The organism is Bradyrhizobium sp. 159 (assembly GCF_023073795.1).
In the GTDB taxonomy this organism is placed as follows: domain Bacteria; phylum Pseudomonadota; class Alphaproteobacteria; order Rhizobiales; family Xanthobacteraceae; genus Bradyrhizobium.
In genome coordinates, this window is sequence record NZ_JADPKE010000066.1 from 46,130 (window position 1) to 59,999 (window position 13,870).

A 13,870-nucleotide genomic window follows, 5' to 3' on the forward strand; every position below is an offset into this window, starting at 1 on the left:
CCGGTCAGGCCGGTTCGCGGGTCAGGATCAGCGAGGCGTTCTGGCCACCGAAGCCGAACGAGTTCGACATCACCGCGGTGACGCGGGCATCGCGGGCCTTGTTGCCGACGACATCGAACAGGATCGTCGGATCCGGGGTCTCGTAGTTGATCGTCGGCGGGATACGCTGATGCTCGAGCGTGAGCAGCGAGAAGATCGCCTCGACCGCACCGGCGGCCGAGATGGTGTGGCCGACCATCGACTTATTAGAGGTGACCGGAATCTTCTGCGCGAGCTCGCCGAACACTGCCGACGTCGTGTTGAACTCCATCTTGTCGTTTTCGGGCGTCGCGGTACCGTGCGCGTTGATGTGGTCGATCTGGTCCGGCGTCATGCCGGCATCGGCCAGCGTCTTGTTCATGCAGCCGATGATCGGCTTGCCGTCGGGCGAGGAGCGGGTGCGATGGAAGGAATCGGTGAGCTCGCCGCAGCCGGCGATCACGCCGAGGATCTTTGCGCCGCGCGCGGTCGCCGCCTTGTAGCTTTCCAGCACGAGCGCGCCGGCGCCTTCGGCCATGACGAAGCCATCGCGGTTCTTGGAGAAGGGGCGGGAGGCCGCCTGCGGCGGATCGTTCTGGGTCGAGAGCGCCGAGAGTAGCGAGAAGCGCACCAGCGCCTCCGGATTGACGGTACCGTCGGTCGCGACGCACAGCGCAGCGTCGGTCTCGCCACGCCGGATCGCCTCGACGCCGAGCTGGATCGAGGTCGCGCCCGACGCGCAGGCCGTCGATAGTGAGATCGGCGAACCCTTGGTGCCGAAAGTCTCGGCGAGATGCGCGGCGACCGAGCCGAACATGAAGCGGTGATGATAGTCGCTGTACTTGCCGCCGCCGGAGATGCGCAGGAGGTCGTCGTAGTTGAAGTCGGTCTTTCCGACGGCGCGGCCAAGCTCGCGCCGCTGCGGCCATTCGACCTCGACCGGCGCGACTGCGAGGAAGAGGGGACCGGGGAAATCCTCCTTGGCGCCGATGCCGGCCTGCTCGAGCGCTTCCTCCGTCACCAGCTCCGCCATCCGCTCGGAGAGGCCGGTGGAGGAGAACGGATCGACGCTGACGAAATCCACCGTACCAGCCATCGTGGTCTTCAGGCCGTCGACCGGAAAACGCGTGATAGTGCGGATGCCGGATTCGCCGGCGACCAGCTTCGCCCAATTGTCGGCCTTGCCGGCGCCGAGCGAGGTCATGATGCCCATGCCGGTGACGACGACGACGGGACGGCCGAATTTGTCGCGTGGTGCAGTCATTTCGACCCCCTGAGCTAGCTCACTGCCTCGATCAGCGCCATGCCTTCGCCGCGCCAGTGTCCGGCCCCTATCACCACGATCTGGGTGGGCGCGCCCTGCATTTCAATCTCGGTCCCGGTGGAATCATTCGGCGGGAACAATGCACCGCGCGAGATCGACAGTGCGGCCAGGGCAATTCCGAGCGGGAATTGCGTTTCCATGGTGTGGCCGAACATGGTGCCGGTCGAGCGCACCGGCAGATCCGCATGGCCCCTCAGGAAGCTGCGCTCTTCCGAGGTCGCGGGCTCGGCGCCGGTCGCGCCTGATATGATCGCGGCCTTGCCCTCGCGCTTGGGCAGCTTTTCCCAAAGCTTCTCCAGCGTCGAGGCCATGTCGCCAGGCTGCTTGCGGCGGGCAAGGTCGGCGACGACGCTGGTGAGCTTGGCGAACGGCTTTGCGCCGCGCGCCTCTGCATGCGCCTTCGACTCCAGTACCAGGAAGGCGCCGGCCGAACCGAGCGCGAAGCCGGGACGGTCCTTGCGCGCCCACACCGGAGCGAACTTGTCCTTCAGGTTGAAGTCGCCGAATTCGTAGAGGACCATCAGGTCCTTGCGTTCGCCATTGTGCGAGCCACCGACCAGCGCAATGTCGCTCTCACCCGAGGCGATGCGCGCGAGCGCAATGCGGGCGGCGTCCGCGCCCGCGACCTCTTCGCCCATGAAGGTGCGCGAAGTGCCGCCGAGACCATGGACGATGGCGATGTTGCCGGCGAGCAGGTTGGAGAGCTGGGCCAGGAACAACGTCGGCCGCAGGTCGCTCATCAGCCGTTCGTTGAGGAAGCCGGGGGCGTTGGCGCCCTTGGCCTCGGCCGTGAGCACACCGGTGTCGACGTTGAGATCGCGCTCGCCGCCGCCTGCGGCCACCACCATGTCAATCTTCGACAGGATATCCTTGTTGCCCTTGATCCCGGCGGAATCGAGCGCCAGGCCCGCGGCATAGGTGCCAATACGCTGCCAGGCTTCCATCTGGCGCTGGTCGCCCTTCTTCGGAATCTGGCTGTCGAAAGAGACCGGCATCAAGGGATGCACGATGTAGGGCGCAAAGCCCTTCTCGTCGACATTGATGCGCTTCTCCTGGAGCGCAGCCCAGTTGGCGTCGAGCCCCTCGCCGAGCGAGGTGGCAAGTCCAATGCCGGTGATCCAGACTTCCGTCTGGGCGGGCTTCGTCGCGAAGGTGTCGGTCATGGCGAAACGGCCTGTTGCGGAAAGCCGACGCGTTTGGCGATTGCGTCCATGTGTCCGCGCATATCCGCATTGGGAAAGGGAATCTGCGTGAAGGTGAGCGTCGAATTCGCGCGCAGCTTGCCGCCGACCCGGATCTTGGCTTCGGTGACCGCGTAACCCGAGCCTTGATGGGACAGGGTCGCCTCGATGCTCATGACATCACCGGGGTAGACCGAGCCGCGGACCTTGGCCTCCTTCACGGCGGCGAGGATCGGCATGCGCTCGAACTTCAGCACGCCGAGCTGAAGCCAGCCCGAAGCCTGCGCCATCGATTCGATCAGGAGCACGCCGGGCATCAGCGGATAGCCCGGGAAGTGTCCCTCGAAGATGGTGCTTGCGTTCGGAACCTGGGCCTCGACGACAATCGTCTTCTCGTCGACGTTTAAGTCGACGATCCGATCGATCATGTGGAAGTATTCGAGTTGCATGGCCGCGCGCTTAGGCGCCCGCGCCCTTGGCCGCGACGAGCTCGTCGATGCGCGCGCACAGGTTCTTCAGCACGAAATACTGCTCGGTGGTCGCCTTGCCGTCGTTGACCTCCTGGGTCCACTTTTCAAGCGGCAGCTTGATGCCGAACTGCTTGTCGATCGCGAACGCGATATCAAGAAAATCGAGGCTGTCGATGCCGAGATCATCTATGGCATGGCTATCCGGCGTGATCGTGTCGCGCGGGATGTCGCAGGTTTCAGCGATGATCGTGGCGACCTGATCGAATGTGGAAGACATCACTAAGCCTTTGATATATTGCAGGTATTTGTCAGATTCCAGAGTGGCAGGGTGGGTGGGCATCGCGCCCCTGATGACGCCCTCAAACCCCCCTCTGGCCGGGTCGAAAGCCCGTATATCGGAGCGCCGCCCTGAGTTCAATGGAGCCGGCCAGGCGCGGAGACAGGGCTGGGGATGCCCGCCACGGGCCGTCCAGTGAGGGACCGCCGGCAAGGCGCGCCTAGATGTGCGGCGTCGTGATCTTGACGCAGTCGCGGCGGCCCATCAGCACGCAATCCTGAGTCCGGCGCAGGTCGGCAATACTCACGGCGAGCCAAATCCCGATCGCGGTCAGCGCGATGGTGAAGGCGAGCGCCGCGATATTGGCGAGCATGCGGTGGCGGAAATCGTCCGGTCCGGTGCGGGGCTGCTCGTAGCGCGATAGGTCGAGCGGCTCCGGCGCCGCGCGCAATGACTGCACGGTGCCGCTGCCCCGGCGAACCATGGCGGAAGGCGAGGTGCGCGGCCTGAATTGGAGCACCCGGTGCTCGTCATCAGAGCTTATGGGCCGCTGGCTTTTCATAGGGCAGGGGATCACTCCGAAGCAGCGATTTTTAAATAGCATACGTGATGAGCGCGTTGCAGAAAATCTTCTCAACGCCCAGATGCATTTCCTATTCGCACTATTTTGCATAGCGCGCCGCCAAGCGTCACGAGCCGGCCGTAAAGTGGTCAAGAATATGCGGTTGCGTTGCAATATTGGCCGGGGAACTCACGCGTGCTCTCGTCCACATCGGCTTGTGATCTGCGCGTGCAGCCCAACGCCTTTGCCGTCGCTGGGGCGATGGCATAGTCCAGGGAACCTGTTCCGCCAATCGCAACCAAGTGAGAGACCGTTCGAGATGACAAATACGCGCGAGCCGAGAGTGCACCCGGTCCCCATCCTGTCGCTGCGGCCGACGCAGATGACGGTCGGCATGCGCGAGGTCAAGGAGAAGCGCAAGCGCTGGCGCGAGCACGACAAGAAGAAGCAGGCCGACCTGCTCGGCAAGCACATGATCCCCGTCGTCTACGGCCCGGACCAGCGCTATTACGTGATCGATCATCATCATCTCGGCCGCGCATTGCACGACGAGGGCATCAAGGAGGTGCTGGTCACCATCGTCGGCGACCTCAGAATGGTCGAGCGCGAGGCGTTCTGGGGCGTCCTGGACAACAAGCGCTGGGTCTATCCCTACGACGCCAAGGGCGAAAGGCGGCCGTTCCGGGACCTGCCGAAATCGGTGGCCGACCTCAAGGATGACCCGTTCCGCAGCCTCGCCGGCGAGCTCCGCCGCATCGGCGGCTTCGCCAAGGATACGACGCCATTCTCCGAATTCCTGTGGGCCGACTATCTGCGCCGAAAACTCTCGCGCAAGCTGGTCGATGCCGATTTCGACAAGGCGCTCGAGAAGGCCATGTCCTCGGCTAGAAGCAAGGATGCGATCTATCTGCCCGGCTGGTGCGGGCCGGCGGACGAGGATTAGGGGCACATGGATACTGCACCGCAATCCGACCTCATCACAGCCTCTTGAGCGAAATCATTTTCCGCCCGCATGAAGCGGTCCTGAAATAGAGCCGTCCCATCCTTTGGGGCAATCGGGCTCACACGGGAGGCAAGAATGCGCCGTCTGGTTTTCGCTGTTGCCCTGCTCGCCCTTGCGTCAGCGGGGGTTTCGGCCTCGTTTGCGGCAGTTCACCATGCCAAGACATTGACGTTGACGTTTGCCGAGCGCTTTGCTCCGGCACTCGAGTTGATGGCAAAGCGCTAGCGGCATAGCGCTTCGTAGCCGCACGCAATGCATCACCGCGACCCCTGCTCGTACGGAGTCGCTGGACCCTGCGGCGGAAGGTGAGCGCGCGGCGAGCGCACGGCGAGCCGAAAGCGCCTAAACGCTGCTTTCAGGCTTCTGCTCGGAGGCTGTTTCATGGAGCAGTTCCTCCTGGCCACCGAGCATCCGGTGCAGCCAGCGCTCGACGCGGCGGCCGACCGTCAGAAGAACGAAGGCGAACGCCAGCGCGGCTGCGACGATCTTCCATTGTCCGGTGCCGCAGACGATGCCGAGACAGGCAGCGAGGAACGTGCAAGCCGCACTGGTCAGGCCGCTCACGCGAAAACCTTTGCTCTCGTGGACAATGACGCCGGCACCGAGGAAGCCGATCCCGGTCAGGATGCCCTGGATCACCCGGCTCGCCGCATCGGTGATTCTGCCGGGCTCGGCGAACTCGACCGCGAGCAGCACGACGGCCGCGGTGGAGAGCCCGACGATGCCGAGCGTCTTCAGTCCGATCGGCTTACCTTGCAGATCGCGGTTCAGGCCGATCGCTCCGCCGGCAAGCGTGGCGCTGCCGAGACGCAGCACGATTTCGGGCCAGTCGAGCTCAGTCATTGCGTGTCGATCACTTCTTCGGCAGCCGTCCCATCAGATAGAACTCCTCGTTCGGGCGCATGCCCGTGAAATTCGCCAACCGATTCGAAAGTGCGAAGAAGGCGGAGATCGCGGCGATGTCCCAGATGTCGTCGTCGCTGAAGCCGTGCGGCGCGAGTGCTGCGAAATCGTCCTCTGAAATCCGCTGCGCCTCGGCCGAGACCTTCATCGCAAAGTCGAGCATCGCCTTCTGCCGCGGCGTGATGTCGGCCTTGCGGTAATTGATCGCGATCTGGTCAGCGATGAGCGGATTCTTGGCCCGAATGCGCAGGATCGCGCCATGTGCGATCACGCAATATTGGCACTGGTTGGCCGCCGAGGTCGCGACCACGATCATCTCGCGCTCGGCCGTGGTGAGGCCGCCGTCCTTCTCCATCAGTACATCGTGATAGGCGAAGAAGGCGCGAAACTCGTCGGGACGATAGGCCAGCGTCAAGAACACGTTCGGCACGAAGCCGCTCTTCTCCTGCACGGCGAGGAGCCGCGTGCGGATGTCGTCGGGCAGCGTGTCGAGGGCGGGAGCGGGGAAGCGTTGCGCGGGCTTTGTCATTTGCATGGACTCCGGCTTAGGGCCGGCAAACATAGTCGATGCGGGCGGCCGTCTCAACGTGCTGCATGTGCCGTGGGACGCACCCCGGACGCAGCGCAGCCCTTGTCCAGCGGTGCCCTGCAGAGCCGGGGCCCATCTTTCCGAGAGTGCGGTGCGTGTGGCGTGGGTCCCGGCCCGGCGCAGCAGCGTTGCACGCTGTGGCGCGTCCCGGACACGCGCGGGCTTACCGCAACGGCTTCTTCAGCAGCGAGAAGCGGTCGGGATCGAGGCCCATCGACGGTTGCAGCATCGGCGCTTCGAGGCTGGACATCGTCTTGGCGGGAGGGGCCGAGAACAGTGGATCGTTTGGTACGTCGCGCTGCGAGGTGGCGCCGCGCCAGCGTTCGAGCACGGCGCTGACGAAATGCATGTCGTGACCGGAGGTGACCGAGGGCACGCTGCTGATGGTGGCTTCGCCGCGCGGCAATTGATGCGGCGGCACCTCCTTGAAGCGAAGCCGCGTCGGCAGGGCGACGCCTTCCCCGAACGCCAGCACCTCGCGGGTGCCGAGCGAGGGCACGAAGGACAACAGGTTGGCGGCCGCGTCCGACACGGCGGCGCGGAGCAGCGCCTGGTCGCGCTCGTTGGCGAGACGCATCGTGAACAGCGTGTTGCACTGGGAGATGATGGTGGCGTCGAGCTCGGCCGGGCGCTGGGTGATGAGGCCGAGATAGACGCCGTATTTGCGGCCCTCTTTGGCAATGCGCGAGACCGCCTTGCGGGTCGGCCCGAAGCCGATGTTGCGGTCGGCGGAGGCGTAGCGATGCGCTTCCTCGCACACGAACAGCAGCGGCGAGACGCCGTCGCTCCACAGGCCGAAGTCGAAAGCCATGCGGCAGAGCACCGAGACGACGGAATCGATGACCTCGGCCGGGAAGCCGGCCAGCTGCATCACCGTCATCGGCTTGCCGTTGGCCGGCAGGCGGAACAAATGGCTAATCACCTCGGCCATGGTGTCGCCGCCGACATTGGCGTTGTCGAACATGAAGGCGTAGCGGGGGTCGTTGCGGACGGCCTCGATGCGCGAGATCAGTTTGTGATAGATGATGCGCGACGAGCGGTTCTCGAGCTTGCCCATGCGCTCGTCGATCAGCGAGATCAAGTCAACCAGGCGATACGGCACTGGCGTGTCGGCGGTGTAGCCGACCTGCTTGGGATCGATGCGCTTGAGACCGATGCGGTCGGCGTTCTGGTACTGGGTATAGACGCCCTTCGCGATCGGGATCACCTCGGCGAGAATGTCGAGCTCCTCAGGCACGCCCGCGCGGCCGCCGAACAGCACGTCGACGATTTCCTCGAAGTTGAACAGCCAGAACGGCAGCTTTAGATTCCGCGGATTGAGCACCAGCGCGCGATCGCCGAAGCAGCGGCCATATTCGTTGTGCACGTCGAGCAGGAAGATGCGCAGGTTCGGACGCGCCTTCAGGATCTCGTTCAGCAGCAGCGAGACGCCGGTCGATTTGCCGACGCCGGTCGATCCCAGCACCGCGAAGTGCTTGGACAGCATTTCCTCGACGTCGACATAGGCGACGACCGAGCGGTCCTGCTGGAGGAAGCCGACATTGATCTGGTCCGACCCGATCGGCGCGTAGATCGTGCGCAACTCCTGGCTCGTGATCAGGTCGACGGCATCGCCGATGGTTGGATAATTGGTGACGCCTCGCTGGAATTTCGGCTTGTCGGTGGCGTTGAGGATCTCACCAAGCAGGTCGACCGAGGCAATCGCAATGTAATTGTCGCTAGCCGACAGGTTTTCGCAGGAGACCTCGGTGATCATTGCGACGATAACCGAGTTTGCGCAGCGGATACTGACGAAGCGGCCGACGGTCGCCCGAACCTCCGAGACCGGCATCCGGCTTTCCGCCAGAAGCCCGACCCGGGCGAGCGATCCGCGAACCGAAATCACGCGTCCAAAGGATGTCACAATGAATGAACCTGGCAAGAGCAACGGGTTTGGTCCGGACTATGCGCAGCCGTCGCTGCACAAACGGTTAAGCCGCAGGCGCGGCCGCTTCGTTAAATCCGCGGCAATCCGGCCGAAAGGTGGTTTCCTATCCGCGTTGAGAGAAGAAATGGCAGGAAAAAGCTACATTGGGAGGTTCAGGAGAGCCGAAGGCGGTTAAGGAAGGCTTTACCATTGGAGGCAGTCAGGGTTCCGCCGTTCGGGAGTAATTGTTCCCGGGAGCGGCGCGCCCTCCCGTTGGAAGATGTTTGATTTGTTGACGAGACCTAATGATTTGTACATTAGTACAAATGAACCGACGGCTTCAGTGTCCGCCATGGCGTGGGCGCATCGCAGTCTCACGCCCGATTGCGGGATTCGGTCCTGCGGATCGCAGCCAACGCTGACGGCGACGTTTGGAGGGAAGCATGCAGCCCGAACCGATCCTCGATCTCGCCCATCTCGGCCACATGGAGCTCTTGACGCCGAAGCCTGATGAAAGCCTGAAGTTCTTCGTCGATGTCATGGGCATGACCGTGAGCGGGCAGAACGGCGAGTCGGTCTACTTGCGCGGTTGGGACGATTACGAGCGCTATTCGCTCAAGCTCACGGCCTCGAAGACCTCGGGCATGGAGCACATGGCGTTGCGCGCGCGCAGTCAGCAGGCCTTGGAACGCCGAGTCGCCGCGCTGAAAGGCTCCGGCTTCGATATCGGCTGGATCGACGGCGATATGGGGCAGGGGCCGACCTTCCGCTGCCGTGATCCTGATGGACACATCGTCGAACTCTATTACGAGACCGAATGGTATCAGGCGCCGCCGGAGCTGAAGCCCGCACTGAAGAACCAGGCCCAGCGCTTTCCGGCCCGCGGCGTCAACGTGCGCCGGCTCGACCATCTCAACTGCCTCGCCGTCGACATCAAGGCCAACCGCGAGTTCTTCGAGAACTATCTCGGCTGCCGTCTCACCGAGCAGATCGTGCTGAACGACGGTCGTGAAGCCGCGATGTGGCTGACGATGTCGAACAAGAGCTACGACTTCGCCTATTCGCTCGACCATTCAGGCACGCCCGGCCGCTTCCATCACGTCACCTACGCGCTCGACAGCCGCGAGGAGATTTTGCGCGCTGCAGACATTTTCCTGGAGAACGGCGTGCACATCGAGACTGGCCCGCACAAGCACGCGATCCAGCAGACCTTCTTCCTCTACGTCTATGAGCCTGGCGGCAACCGCGTCGAGGTCGCCAACGCCGGCGCGCGTCTCATCCTCGCGCCGGACTGGAAGCCGATCGTGTGGACCGAGGAGGAGCGCAAGAAGGGCCAGGCCTGGGGCCTGAAGACGATCGAGTCGTTCCACACGCATGGCACGCCGCCGGTGGAGATCAAAAAGCACGCCTAATTTGCGGATGCGCGTGCGCGCGCGATCGTCTCGCGCACGCCGGTCCAGGCCGGCTTCTCCGGTGCGAACTGCTTGCGCAGAAAGGTGACGAGCTCCTCGACCTGCGCGTCGCTCAGGCTGCCCTTGAAGGCGGGCATGTAGCCGAGATCGCTCGACACCGGATCGGCAATGCCGTGCAGGATCACCTGCACGAGATTGTCCGAGCTCGCGCTATGCAGATTGCTGTTGAGCGCGAGCGAGGGCCTGGTGCCGAACAGCGGCGGGCCGCCGACCTCGTGGCAGACCGCGCAGGCGCCGACATAGAGCCGCGCGCCCGTGGACGCGCCGACAGTGACTTGCGTCGCGTTCTCGAGTTTTGTTGCGAGCGCGTCTTGCATTTGTCCGTCGCTCGCGGTGTCATTGAAGGAATTGAGATAGACCGCCATTGCGCGGATGTCCTGATCGGACAGGGCCTTGAGGTCCCGGACGATCGGCGCCATCGGGCCGGCCGCGACGCCGTGATAGCGCGAATGACCAGTGCGCAAGTAAGCGAAGAGTTCGTCCTCGTTCCACGGAATAGGTGCGCGGGAGAGCGAGGTCAGGGCCGGAGCTTCCCAGCCTTCGGCAAAGCCTCCGGCGAGATAGGCCTGGCGCTGCTCGGCACCGAGTGCATTGCGCGGCGAATGGCAGGCGCTGCAATGGCCGAGACTCTCGACTAGATAGGCGCCGCGATTCCAAAGCTCAGACTTCGCGGGATCGGGCTTGAATTCATCCGCCTCGTGAAACAGCGCGTTCCATCCCGCGAGCAGTGGCCGAAGATTGAAGGGGAAGGCGAGCGCGTTGGCAGGCTGTGTCGCGCGCACCGCAGGCTGTGCCATCAGGTAGGCATAGAGCGCCTGCAGGTCGGCCTCGCTGGTCTTCGAAAAATGTGTGTAGGGGAAGGCAGGATAGAGCTGCCGTCCGTCGCGATGCACCCCGTCGCGCATCGCGCGCTCGAAGGCGGGGTAGGACCAGGCGCCGATGCCGGTCTCGACATCGGGCGTGATGTTGGTCGAGTAGATCGTGCCGAACGGCGTTTCCAGCGCACGGCCACCGGCATTGAGCGCGCCTCGAACCGTCGTATGGCACTCCGCGCAATTGCCGAGCGCCGCGAGTTGTTCGCCGCGGGCGATCGTTGCCGCGGAATAGACCGACGCGTCGGGTTGGGCGATGGGTGCGATCGCGCGCCCCGGCAGCAGCGCCGCGCCGACTCCGATCGCGGCGGTGCAGACGGCCGCGATCGTCGCAAAGATACCGGCGCGTTGGGCGAACGGATTCTCCCAGATGCGGGATGGCGGCGGGGTGGCCGGCGCGGGCAGGGCCTGCGGCGCGGCCGCCGCATCGCCGTGCAATCCCCTGAGAATGCGTTCCGGCGTGAATGGCGGCTCGCGAAAGCGCACGCCGGTGGCATCGAAGATCGCATTGGCGATCGCCGCCGCGCTCGGCACTGAGGCAGATTCGCCGACGCCGAGCGGCGGCTGGTCCTGACGCGGCAGCATCAGCACGTCGATCTTGGGCACGTCTGGGAAGGGGATGATCGGATAGGCCCCCCATTCGCGCGCTGCCACCGCGCCGCGCTCGAACGAGACCTCCTCCATTAGCGCGCGGCTGGTGGACTGGATGACGTTGCCGTGAATCTGGTGACGCACGCCGTCCGGATTGATCATCAGGCCGGAGTCCTGTCCGGCGACCACGCGCGTGATGCTGACGTCGCCGGTGCTTTTGTTCACCGCGACGTCTGCAACCCAGGCCGACCACGCCGCGCCATAGCCGGGGAACTTGCTGTGGACGTAGAGCGCATAAGCAAAGCCACGCCCGTGCACGATCTCGCCGTCTTTCTCTTCGCGGACCGGTCGCGGCGTCCAGCCTGCGCGCTCGGCGACCGCATTGACGAGGTCAACGGCGCGCTGATCCTTCAGGTAGCGCAGGCGATACTCGATCGGGTCGACGCCGGCCTCTGTCGCGGCCTCATCGATATAGGATTCATGTGCAAAGGTGTTCGGCAGCGCCGAGACGCCGCGAAACCAGGACGCGCGCACGATCGGCGGCATGTCGTGGGCGACGACGCGCATGTGGTCGTAATCGTAAGGCGGAATAGCGGTGCGGTCGCCCATCTGGAGCACGGCGGGCTCGGGCGAGATCCGCCCGGTCAGCAGCAGCGCCAGGGTCGGCGCGGCGTTCGAGGGGTAGCGCGTGGCGAGATCGTAGGCAGCGATGCCGCCGCCGGCGTCGAGGCCGCCATTGACGTCGATGAGCTGCGCGGTGCCCTTGGGTTCCCAGGCGTGCTCCTGCTCGCGCGTCAACTGCACGCGCACGGCCCGGCCGACCGCGCGCGACAGCAGCAGGGCGTCCGCCGTGACGTCATCGGCGCAGTTGCGGCCATAGCAGCCGGCGGCCTCCAGCCGGATCACCTCGATCTCGCTCTCCGGACGCTCGATCAGCAGCGCCAGATCGCTGCGCAGCACGTGCGGGTTCTGCGTGCCGGACCAGACGCGGATGTTGCCATCCTGGAAGTCGGCGACCGCGCAGGACGGGCCGATCGAGGCGTGCATCTGATACGGCCAGACATAAGTGCGCTGCATCGGCTTGGCCGCGCCCGATATCGCCGCGTCGACGTCGCCCTTGTCGATCAGCGTGCGCGGCGTCGATGGATTGGCGCGCAGCGCGCTCTCGACATCAGCGAGATCGGTCAGCGCGGGTGTCGGCTTCCAGCTCACCTTGAGCTGCTCTGCCGCCCGGATCGCATTCTCCTCGCGCTCGGCGACCACGCCGACGAAATCACCGATGCGCACGACGGCAACCAATCCGGGAATGTCGCGCACCGACGCCTCGTCGAGGGCGATCAGGCTGGTGCCGACGAACGGACCGGCATCGACGCCGGCATAGGGCGGACGCACCACGCGGCCGTGCAGCATGCCGGGCACGCGGATGTCGTGCACGAAAGTTAGCTCGCCCGTGGCCTTGGCCGGCAGGTCGACCCGCGGCACCGACTGGCCGACGATGGCATAATCGCCAACCGCCTTGACGACGACGTCATCGGCAAGCTCCAGGCTGATCGTCTCGCCGCCGATCAGTTCGCCATAGCTGACGCAGCGATTGTCGGGCCCGCGCACGAGACCGTCGTCGATCTTAAGCTCGGCCGCCGGCAGTTCGAGCCGCTCGGCCGCGCGTGCGATCAAGAAGTGCCGCGCCTGGGCTGCGGCCTTGCGCAAGGGCACAGCCGTGATCTGGATCGTCTCGCTCGCGATCGTCGCGCCCTGGTTCGGCACCAGTGCGGTATCGCCGAGCACGATGACGACGCGCGCAAAGGACACGTCCAACTCTTCGGCGACGATCTGGCCGAGCGCCGTGCGGATGCCGGTGCCGAGATCGACATGGCCGTTATAGGCTGTGATCGAACCGTCCGCGGTGATGCGGACATAGGTCTCGGTTGTGACCTCGTCCACGGTGCGCAAGACGACGAGCGAACCGGATGGCCGCTCAGCTCCGTTCGAATGGGAGGAGACCATCAATCAGCGGCCTCGGTGAGCTGGCCGGAGGCGCGCATCACCGCGCGCAGGATTTCGACATGCGTGCCGCAGCGGCAGAGATTGTAGCGCAGTGCCGCCAGCGCTTGCTGTTCGGTCGGCCGCGGATTGACCGCGAGCAGCGCCTTGGTGGTCATGATCATGCCGTTGAGGCAGTAGCCGCATTGCGCGGCCTGCTCGTCGATGAAGGCCTGCTGCACGATGTCCGGCTTGTCGCGCGTGCCCAAGCCTTCGAGCGTCACGATGTCGCGGCCATCGCAGCCACTCACGGGAATCACGCAGGAGCGTGCCGCGGCCCCGTCGATCAGGACAGTACAGGTGCCGCATTCACCGAGGCCGCAGCCATATTTCGGCCCGTTGAGCGCGAGGTCGTTGCGCAGCACGTAGAGCAGCGGCGTGTCTCGCGCCGCAGTGACCTCGTGGATCCTGCCGTTCACGGTGAGGCGGATCGGTGTCTGCATCATCCTCGTTCCCAAGCCCTGTAAACACGCGATTTGTAAGTCGCGACGATACCGTTTGTACACAAACGTGCAAGCCGTCATGCCGCACTGCAGCGCGACTGCCTCCTTTGTGGACAGGGCGGATAGGCATATGAGCTTTTATGCGGCAGGTGCACCTTTTGCGCCGCACCGCCGCTTGACAGCCATCGGGACCGCGCGCAACATCGTTCGTATACGAAT

General features: G+C 64.6%; 13 protein-coding genes. 3 read left to right on the top strand and 10 right to left on the bottom strand.

What is annotated here, in order from left to right:
* Positions 1-4 precede the first annotated feature (4 nt).
* From IVA96_RS18210 to IVA96_RS18230, 5 genes are all read right to left on the bottom strand, one after another.
* Positions 5-1,282, bottom strand: a complete 1,278-nt coding sequence (locus IVA96_RS18210; protein ID WP_247276834.1) for a beta-ketoacyl-ACP synthase — start codon at positions 1,280-1,282, stop codon at positions 5-7.
* 14 nt (positions 1,283-1,296) lie between these two features.
* On the bottom strand, positions 1,297-2,505 hold the full coding sequence (locus IVA96_RS18215) for a beta-ketoacyl-ACP synthase (protein ID WP_247276835.1): 1,209 nt from the start codon (positions 2,503-2,505) through the stop codon (positions 1,297-1,299).
* On the bottom strand, positions 2,502-2,972 hold the full coding sequence (locus IVA96_RS18220) for a 3-hydroxyacyl-ACP dehydratase FabZ family protein (protein WP_247276836.1): 471 nt from the start codon (positions 2,970-2,972) through the stop codon (positions 2,502-2,504). Before IVA96_RS18220 ends, IVA96_RS18215 begins: the two co-directional genes overlap by 4 nt.
* Before the next feature lie 10 nt (positions 2,973-2,982).
* Positions 2,983-3,270 carry an acyl carrier protein gene (locus IVA96_RS18225; protein ID WP_094974763.1) on the bottom strand — a complete coding sequence of 96 codons (288 nt, stop codon included), beginning with the start codon at positions 3,268-3,270 and terminating at the stop codon, positions 2,983-2,985.
* A gap of 220 nt (positions 3,271-3,490) precedes the next feature.
* Positions 3,491-3,832 carry a hypothetical protein gene (locus tag IVA96_RS18230; protein ID WP_247276837.1) on the bottom strand — a complete coding sequence of 114 codons (342 nt, stop codon included), beginning with the start codon at positions 3,830-3,832 and terminating at the stop codon, positions 3,491-3,493.
* Between the two features lie 319 nt (positions 3,833-4,151).
* Here IVA96_RS18230 and IVA96_RS18235 point away from each other — a divergent pair, with 319 nt between their 5' ends.
* Together IVA96_RS18235 and IVA96_RS18240 are read left to right on the top strand one after the other, a co-directional pair.
* Complete coding sequence (locus tag IVA96_RS18235; protein ID WP_247276838.1) at positions 4,152-4,775, top strand: ParB-like protein; 624 nt, start codon at positions 4,152-4,154, stop codon at positions 4,773-4,775.
* A 135-nt stretch (positions 4,776-4,910) separates the two neighbouring features.
* Entirely contained in the window at positions 4,911-5,060 is a 150-nt protein-coding gene (locus IVA96_RS18240) for a hypothetical protein (RefSeq protein WP_247276839.1), read from the top strand.
* Between the two features lie 117 nt (positions 5,061-5,177).
* Here the strand turns inward: IVA96_RS18240 and IVA96_RS18245 are convergent, their stop codons facing one another.
* The 3 genes from IVA96_RS18245 to IVA96_RS18255 all read right to left on the bottom strand — a co-directional run bounded on the left by IVA96_RS18245 (position 5,178) and on the right by IVA96_RS18255 (position 8,230).
* Positions 5,178-5,678, bottom strand: a complete 501-nt coding sequence (locus IVA96_RS18245; protein ID WP_247276840.1) for an MgtC/SapB family protein — start codon at positions 5,676-5,678, stop codon at positions 5,178-5,180.
* Between the two features lie 10 nt (positions 5,679-5,688).
* Positions 5,689-6,267 (bottom strand): peroxidase-related enzyme, encoded by a 579-nt coding sequence (locus tag IVA96_RS18250; RefSeq protein ID WP_247418504.1) that lies wholly within the window; start codon positions 6,265-6,267, stop codon positions 5,689-5,691.
* 223 nt (positions 6,268-6,490) lie between these two features.
* Positions 6,491-8,230 carry a DUF87 domain-containing protein gene (locus IVA96_RS18255; RefSeq protein WP_247418506.1) on the bottom strand — a complete coding sequence of 580 codons (1,740 nt, stop codon included), beginning with the start codon at positions 8,228-8,230 and terminating at the stop codon, positions 6,491-6,493.
* 446 nt (positions 8,231-8,676) lie between these two features.
* On the opposite strand from IVA96_RS18255, the gene IVA96_RS18260 reads away from it, so the two are divergent.
* Positions 8,677-9,645: a catechol 2,3-dioxygenase gene (locus IVA96_RS18260; protein WP_247276843.1), complete on the top strand. Its 969-nt coding sequence runs from the start codon at positions 8,677-8,679 to the stop codon at positions 9,643-9,645.
* On the opposite strand, the gene IVA96_RS18265 is transcribed toward IVA96_RS18260, so the two are convergent.
* On the bottom strand, positions 9,642-13,172 hold the full coding sequence (locus IVA96_RS18265; RefSeq protein WP_247276971.1) for a molybdopterin cofactor-binding domain-containing protein: 3,531 nt from the start codon (positions 13,170-13,172) through the stop codon (positions 9,642-9,644). The two genes, IVA96_RS18260 and IVA96_RS18265, sit on opposite strands and share 4 nt — an antisense overlap.
* A complete protein-coding gene (locus IVA96_RS18270) occupies positions 13,172-13,654 on the bottom strand; it encodes a (2Fe-2S)-binding protein (RefSeq protein WP_247276844.1) in 483 nt (160 codons plus the stop codon). The genes IVA96_RS18265 and IVA96_RS18270 overlap by 1 nt, the downstream gene beginning before the upstream one ends.
* Between the last annotated feature and the right edge of the window lie 216 nt (positions 13,655-13,870).

Bases quoted from the DNA above. Each gene is read 5' to 3' on its own strand.
- IVA96_RS18210 (WP_247276834.1), bottom strand. From the start codon at position 1,282: ATGACTGCACCACGCGACAAATTCGGCCGTCCCGTCGTCGTCGTCACC.
- IVA96_RS18215 (WP_247276835.1), bottom strand. From the start codon at position 2,505: ATGACCGACACCTTCGCGACGAAGCCCGCCCAGACGGAAGTCTGGATC.
- IVA96_RS18220 (WP_247276836.1), bottom strand. From the start codon at position 2,972: ATGCAACTCGAATACTTCCACATGATCGATCGGATCGTCGACTTAAAC.
- IVA96_RS18225 (WP_094974763.1), bottom strand. From the start codon at position 3,270: ATGTCTTCCACATTCGATCAGGTCGCCACGATCATCGCTGAAACCTGC.
- IVA96_RS18230 (WP_247276837.1), bottom strand. From the start codon at position 3,832: ATGAAAAGCCAGCGGCCCATAAGCTCTGATGACGAGCACCGGGTGCTC.
- IVA96_RS18235 (WP_247276838.1), top strand. From the start codon at position 4,152: ATGACAAATACGCGCGAGCCGAGAGTGCACCCGGTCCCCATCCTGTCG.
- IVA96_RS18240 (WP_247276839.1), top strand. From the start codon at position 4,911: ATGCGCCGTCTGGTTTTCGCTGTTGCCCTGCTCGCCCTTGCGTCAGCG.
- IVA96_RS18245 (WP_247276840.1), bottom strand. From the start codon at position 5,678: ATGACTGAGCTCGACTGGCCCGAAATCGTGCTGCGTCTCGGCAGCGCC.
- IVA96_RS18250 (WP_247418504.1), bottom strand. From the start codon at position 6,267: ATGACAAAGCCCGCGCAACGCTTCCCCGCTCCCGCCCTCGACACGCTG.
- IVA96_RS18260 (WP_247276843.1), top strand. From the start codon at position 8,677: ATGCAGCCCGAACCGATCCTCGATCTCGCCCATCTCGGCCACATGGAG.
- IVA96_RS18265 (WP_247276971.1), bottom strand. From the start codon at position 13,172: ATGGTCTCCTCCCATTCGAACGGAGCTGAGCGGCCATCCGGTTCGCTC.
- IVA96_RS18270 (WP_247276844.1), bottom strand. From the start codon at position 13,654: ATGATGCAGACACCGATCCGCCTCACCGTGAACGGCAGGATCCACGAG.